4 protein-coding genes are annotated in these 6,381 nt (G+C 71.4%); 1 reads left to right on the plus strand and 3 read right to left on the minus strand.

What is annotated here, in order from left to right; all coding sequences use genetic code 11:
- Window positions 1-1,043 precede the first annotated feature (1,043 nt).
- From ACFXA3_RS24150 to ACFXA3_RS24160, 3 genes are all read right to left on the minus strand, one after another.
- Window positions 1,044-1,562: a histidine phosphatase family protein gene (locus tag ACFXA3_RS24150; protein WP_385189998.1), complete on the minus strand. Its 519-nt coding sequence runs from the start codon at window positions 1,560-1,562 to the stop codon at window positions 1,044-1,046.
- Between the two features lie 738 nt (window positions 1,563-2,300).
- Window positions 2,301-3,698 carry a carotenoid oxygenase family protein gene (locus ACFXA3_RS24155; protein WP_385189999.1) on the minus strand — a complete coding sequence of 466 codons (1,398 nt, stop codon included), beginning with the start codon at window positions 3,696-3,698 and terminating at the stop codon, window positions 2,301-2,303.
- On the minus strand, window positions 3,695-4,390 hold the full coding sequence (locus tag ACFXA3_RS24160; protein WP_385190001.1) for a TetR/AcrR family transcriptional regulator: 696 nt from the start codon (window positions 4,388-4,390) through the stop codon (window positions 3,695-3,697). The genes ACFXA3_RS24155 and ACFXA3_RS24160 overlap by 4 nt, the downstream gene beginning before the upstream one ends.
- A gap of 288 nt (window positions 4,391-4,678) precedes the next feature.
- Between ACFXA3_RS24160 and ACFXA3_RS24165 the strand changes: the two genes are divergently transcribed.
- Window positions 4,679-5,548: an aminoglycoside phosphotransferase family protein gene (locus tag ACFXA3_RS24165; protein WP_385190004.1), complete on the plus strand. Its 870-nt coding sequence runs from the start codon at window positions 4,679-4,681 to the stop codon at window positions 5,546-5,548.
- The last annotated feature ends 833 nt before the right edge of the window (window positions 5,549-6,381 follow it).

Raw genomic sequence — 6,381 nt, forward strand, 5'->3', positions numbered from 1 at the left:
GCCCGCGCCGGTCCCGGTTACCGCACCCGGACATTTCCGTCACACTCGCCTGCACACCACACACATCCCGGCCGGGCGTGGCCCTGACATTCACTGACCGCTACACCCACCCGCACCACCGACCGGAAACCGGAACAACACACTCCGGCGCACCACCCGGCGCACTTCCAGCCCACCTCACCCACCCGGACCAGTTGATCGAGTAACAACCGTTCTGCGGAATTCTTCGCACCCAAGTCCACATGCGAAGAAAAGTTCTGACGTTGCGCCAACCCGGACGCCAGCCCGGCCTCCGACGACCCAGTGCACGGGCACAGCCGGTTCACCGGGAACGGCACGCACGGCCGGTCCGGCCTCGGAACAGCAGAAACCCGCCGGCGCGCCGGTCCGGGACCAGGGGAATCCACGAACAGGTTCGAGGCCGGTTCAAGGCCCGTTGGACGACGAACCGCAGCGGCAGGCTCGGTTTGAGGGGCCGTCGCCGGGGGCTCCGCAGCATCCGGGTGACGCCTCCGGCGTCCGGTGCCGGGCGAGGCCGAGCGTGTCTTCGGGGTCCAGAACGAAGGTGTTCCGGATCCCGGCGGAAACGATGACCACGCCATCGGCGTCACCGATGCAGGGGGCCACCCGGGTAGGACGGGGGGGGAATGCGTCCTGGTTCTCAGCCGGCACGAACGGTGGGCCCATGGGGTTCGGCCCATGGGGTTCGGGGTCGACGGCGAAGTGACCGCGAGGCATGGTGGGCGGCGCCTGTCTGCGACCGGCCACGGGTACTCCGTCGAACAGATGTCGAGAAGGAACCGTCGGGAGAAGCCGTGGGGCGGCAGTGAGTACGTCGCCGCAGGCCACACGGCGCAAAACTGTCATCGCCGACTGTCGACAAAATGACTCCGAGCGCCTGCGACGATGGCCCCTCGCGCGCAGCGTCAACCCCGCGCTCCGTCCGATGGGGTGTCGAATCCTCCCGCCGGTCGGGGCGCCGTCGCCGGACCATCGAGCGCACGTCTCTTGGCTCTCGCCGGATACCGCAGTCTTCACCGCCCCTACGAACGCAAGGCCGACCTCGCCCTCGCCTTCGCAGGCATCGCGGCGGCACGGATCCGCTTCCGGCCCCCTCGCGTCAGAGGTGGCGCGACAGCCTTGCCCTGCGGGCGGTTCCAGGCGGAGATGAAGGGCTGCCCGTCTTCGGCGGCCAGGAAGCTGAAAGTGCCTGGATGCGGGTGGCCGAGCAGGCGGCTCGCGGACGCGTCGAGGCCGAGCCGGCGCACGGTGAGCACGCGCGCCAGGTGGCCGTGTGCAACGACGGCGACATCACCCTCCCCCAGCAGCGGACGAACACGGTCCAGCACCGCGTCCGTGCGTGCGGCCACCTGCGCGAGCGCCTCGCCGGGATGGTCTGCGTCACCGGGAATCACACCGTCGCGCCACAGGTCCCATCCTGGTCTCGCCTCGCGTATCTGCTCGGCGGTCAGGCCTTCGTAGGTCTTGTGGCAGGCCGAGCCGGTTTGTTCTCCTTCTCGGCCGTCGCCGGTCCCCCATCGTCTGCGGTGAGCACACCACATGAGATGACCTGAACAGCTCTGAGGACTTGAACGAGGGGATGACCGTCTTCCTCTGCGCCAAGTGCGGCACCGCGATCACGCCGGAGCTGGCCGTGCCGGCCACCATCCCTGACGTATCCGACGACGGGCCTGCGGGCCGCCGGCCGCAGTTCCGGCCACTACCCGATCTACTACCGGACGCAGATCCTGGGCGCCGGATCGGTGGTCGACCTGGTCAACGACACCCACTCCGGCGGCTTCCTCAGCTTCGAGAGGCGCGGCAGCGCCAACGGCACCCGCGTGGTCGCCGGCGCCCACGACGCGCGGGCAGCCTGTGGACCATGCGGCACGCCGCGGGCGGCGGCGAGTGGGACTTCAACATCGTGAACAACGCGACCGGCAAGTGCGTCGACGGCGACGGCGGCCCGAGCGCCTCGGACGGGTCGCCGCCGAGCGAGTGGGACTGCCAGGGGCGTTCCTCCCGGGTCTTCACCGTGTTCCGGTGGGCCGAGGAGCCGGGCGCCTGGATGATCAAGCACAAGAACACCAGCCCGTGCGCGGACAACGCGGGCATCCTGGTGCTGCACACCTGCTACGCGAGCACCCCTTCGAGCGCTTCCTGCCGCACTTCCACTGCCCTGTCGGCCGACCGCCCCGGCCCCCGACGGGGCCGGGGCGCAGGCGACGGGCCGGCCAAGTCGGAGCGTTTGACCGTCGGGCGTGAGCCGGCGCATTCCACGGGCGTGGAGAGGTGCTCCGCTACGGGCGCGGACCCTGCGGATCCCACGGGTCACCGGGGACCCAGTTGCCGTGCAGCCCGAGCGGGACCCGGACGGGCAGGTGGATGCGGGCGAGTGGCTCGCCCGTGAAGTCCTGGGCGGACAGGATCACCAGGTCCGCCGCGCCGCGCTCGGGATCGTGCACGTACGCCATCACGTAGCCGTCATCCTCGGCGGCGGGCGACTCGGCGGGGACGAAGACCCCCTCTCCGACGGCTCCGAACCGGCCGAACTCGTGCGCCTCGGTCGTACCGCGTGCCAGGTCGTGCTTGAGCAGCGCGCTGCTGAACCCGGTGTCCGGCCGCGGATCCGTGGGCGCGGCGGGCGGCGCGTACAGCTCGGTGGCGGCCGCGTACCCGTAGCGGTGGGGGCGGGCGACGCAGCGGGAGTTGACCCGGGGGAACTCCTGGGTGCGGTCGTCGAGCCGGTCCTCCCGCACTCTTCCGGTGACAAGGTCGATGTGCCAGCGGTCCAGGGTGGGGCGGCTGGTGCCGAAGTTCCTGATGTTGAAGCCCTCGGGGTGGCGGACGATGTCGACGACGATGTCCGTGCCGTCGCCGGTGCCGACCTCGTAGGCGTTGAGGGTGTGGCCGACCAGGCTCGGCGCGACCTCGAACCAGCGCACCTCGCCTCCCGTACGCGGCATGACACCCACGCGCGCCTGGTGCGCGTCGTCCCAGACGAAGGGGACGCCGGTCGGCAGATGCGCGGCGCTGAACACCACGGGGGCGTCGAAGAGGATCACATGGTGCTCGGTCAGCGCGAAGTCGTGCATGTACGGGTTGCCGGGCGCGTGGATCAAGCTGGTCCGCACCACCGTGCCGGTCTCGTCCATCACGATGTGCTGGACTCGCTCCGAGCCGTAGAGGAAGGCGAGCGAGTGCAGCTCGCGGGTGTGCGGGTCGAAGACGGAATGGGCGTTGGCGCTGTAGCCCTCGGGAGTCGCCCCGAGGTCGCACGGGCCGACCGTGTCGAGGTCGTACGTGAGCTCGTACGGACGTATCCCGCCCTCCAACAGGGCGAACGTGCGGCCGGCGAGCCCGGCGACCTGGACGTTCGGCGCGATGTCCAGGCGCTCGTCGAACGGGGTCCCGCGCCGTGGTTCCCCGAGCCGGTCGGCGACCGCGCCGGAGCGCACCCAGCGGTTGCGGTACCACTCGGCACGGCCGTCGCGGATGCGCACCCCGTGCACCATGCCTGCACCGAGCGTCCAGATGTGGGCGGCGGGGTCCTCGATGCCGAGCGGGTTGGGGCCGGTGCGCAGGTAGCGGCCGTTGAGGTGGGCGGGGATCCGTCCGGTGACGGGCAGGTCTAACGCGGTGACCTCCTCGGTGACCGGCGCGAAGCTCCCCGACAGATAGCGGTTGGTGATCGTCATGCCAGTCCCTGCCCCTGCCCTTGTGCTTGCCCCTGTGCTTGCCCCTGTGCTTTTCGACGGCCTTGTCCTTGTCGTTGTCCCTGCTCGGCGGCGAGGAACGTCCGTCCCACCGCCGCCAGCAGCGCGGCGTAGCGGCGCGCCGCGGCGTCCGGCGGAAAGTGACCGGCGATCTCCAGGCTCACCGCCCCGTGTGCCGCCGCCCAGAGGAGCTTGGAGATCTCGTACGCCTCTCCGGGCCGGAACACCCCGGCGTCGATGCACGCCTGGACGGCGGCCACCGAGGTGTCGAAGGCGGTCTCCGCCTCGTTCAGGGCTTCGGAGCCCGGCCGGTAGCCGGGCACGGCCTGCTCGAACATCACCCGGTAGTAGGCCGGTTCTGCGAGGGCGTGCGCACGGTAGGCGTCCCCGAGATCGTTGAGGTGGGCCAAGGGGTCGTCCGCGCGACCGGGGACGCGCTGCTGCGCGCGGCGCAGCCGGGCGAACCCCTCCCGGTAGAGCGCGTCGGCCAGACCTTCCTTGCCGCCGAACATGGTGTACAGGACCTTGGTCGAGGCGCCGATCCCGGTGGCGATCCGACGCATCGTCAGTGCGGCCGGTCCCTCCGTGACAAGGAGCTCGATGGCGTGGTCGAGGATCGTGGTGCGCACGGCGGATTGGCCGACGCGTTGGGCTTCCTGATAGGCAGTGCTCATGGGAAACAACGTATCCAATGGGTAACGCTGTTACCAGTCTTGTCGGCCATCCCGTCCGCCCGCGTCCGCGGAAGGCGTGCGGAGGAATCCGGCAGGTCGTCCGGTTGCGGGATCACGGCGCGGATCTTGCGTTTGCGTAGGCGTGAGCGGATTGCGCCGGCCGGCCCGGCCCGGTCGGCCTGGTGGGCGCGGGCCGGGAAAGCGGTCGACGAGAAAGGGCCGGCCGGGATGAGATGGTCTGGACCATGTATCGCCCGTCGTCGTGCGGGCCGGGATCAGGAGCCGCGCGTGAGCACAGCCGACAGCCCGCCCGCGATCGATGCCGTGCTGGTGCGCCGGCTCGTCGAGGCGCAGTTCCCGCAGTGGGCGGGGCTGCCGCTGGAACGGGTCGAGCCGGCCGGGTCCGACCACGTGGTCCACCGCCTCGGCGGGGAGCTGTCGGTGCGGCTGCCGCAGCACCGGGACGCCGTCGGCCAGGCAGCGAAGGAGCTGCGACGGCTGCCCCGGCTCGCCCCACGGCTGCCACTGGCGGTGCCGGTGCCGGTGGCTCTGGGCGAGCCCGGGTGCGGGTACCCGTGGCCGTGGGCGGTGTCCCGCTGGATCGAAGGGGAGACGGCGACGGCGGAGGTGCTCGGTGATTCGGTACCGGCCGCCCGGGCGCTCGCGGGGTTCCTGACGGCGCTGGTGGCCTGCCCGGCGGACGGCGGGGGCGAGGTGCGGGCGCCGCTGGCAGAGCGGGACGCCGGGACGCGGGCGGCCATTGCCGCGCTGGCGGGGGTGTTCGATGCCGGGGCGATGACCGCGCTGTGGAACGCCGCCCTGGCCGCCCCGGCGTGGGGGCGGGCCCCGGTGTGGTGTCACGGCGACCTGCACACCGGGAACCTGCTGACGGCCCGGGGCGAGCTGAAGGCTGTCATCGACTTCGGCGAGCTCGGGCTCGGCGATCCGGCCTGCGACCTGACGATCGCCTTCACCCTGATGTCGTCCCGCAGCCGAACCGTGTTCCGCACGGCGCTGGGTGTGGACGAGGACACCTGGATCCGGGGGCGGGGCTGGGCGCTGGCGACGGGTCTGAACGCGTACGTCGCGTACGCCGCCACCAACCCCCGGGTCGCCGCGCAGACCACCCGCCAGATCACCGCGGCACTGGCGGGCTGACTCTGCTCTCCCGACCGGAAGGCATACCAGCCAGTACAGCGGCCATGAGAACGACGACGCAGGAGCGAGCTGAACCGGTCGTCAAGGTCGGCGCTGGACGCCGGCACGGTCTTGAGCGGCCCGTCATTGCCGGTGGCGGGCTTGTCCAACGTCTGATTGGACACCGGTTGGACGGGGTCCCGGACCGCCTGGGCGAGCGGTTCGGCAGGCCCTTCGTGCTCGGGCGAGGTACCGGGCTGGAGGTCTTCCTCGATGAGCGCCTCGTCTTCCAGGCCTTCGGCGGTGACGTGCCCGAGCCGCGCCTCGAAGTCGGAGTCGTCGTCCACGTCGCCCGCGGCAGCATCCCCGAATGCGGGTACGGGCAGCGGGGAGGGTGCGACCGCCAGACCGTGTGCCTCGCGCTCCAGGCGCCGGATCTCCCTCCTGGGCCGCCAGTACCCCGGCCATCCAGAACTCCTGCTGCTCCTCGGCCGTCATGCGGCGGCTGCGCGCACGTTCCTGCCGGACCTGTACCCGGCCCGGCCGCTGTCGAGCCTGTCCGAGTCGGCGCTCCGTGCGGGCTCGCTCCCGTTCGCCGCCGAGCCGGAGCTCGCGGCCGCCGGACGGGGAGCGGCCGGCGCGGCGCTCGGTGTCGGCGGAGTTCCACAGCTCCAGCGCGTGAACCGCCTTGGTCTTGAGCCCCGGACCGGGGGGCACGAAGGATTCCACGAGCCGTCCGACGAGCTGTTTGGGGATGAGCTGGGTGCCGTTGAGGTAGTTCCCCCAGCTGGAGCTGCTGCGCCCGAAGCAGTCGGCCGACTCGCGTACCGAGGTGTCCCTGGTCACGTCGACCC

The sequence above is a fragment of the Streptomyces sp. NPDC059456 genome, assembly GCF_042750055.1.
In the GTDB taxonomy this organism is placed as follows: Bacteria; Actinomycetota; Actinomycetes; order Streptomycetales; family Streptomycetaceae; genus Streptomyces.

Excerpts from the sequence above, each read along its gene's own strand:
- ACFXA3_RS24150 (WP_385189998.1), bottom strand. The coding sequence starts at position 1,562 with ATGTGGTGTGCTCACCGCAGACGATGGGGGACCGGCGACGGCCGAGAA.
- ACFXA3_RS24155 (WP_385189999.1), bottom strand. The coding sequence starts at position 3,698 with ATGACGATCACCAACCGCTATCTGTCGGGGAGCTTCGCGCCGGTCACC.
- ACFXA3_RS24160 (WP_385190001.1), bottom strand. The coding sequence starts at position 4,390 with ATGAGCACTGCCTATCAGGAAGCCCAACGCGTCGGCCAATCCGCCGTG.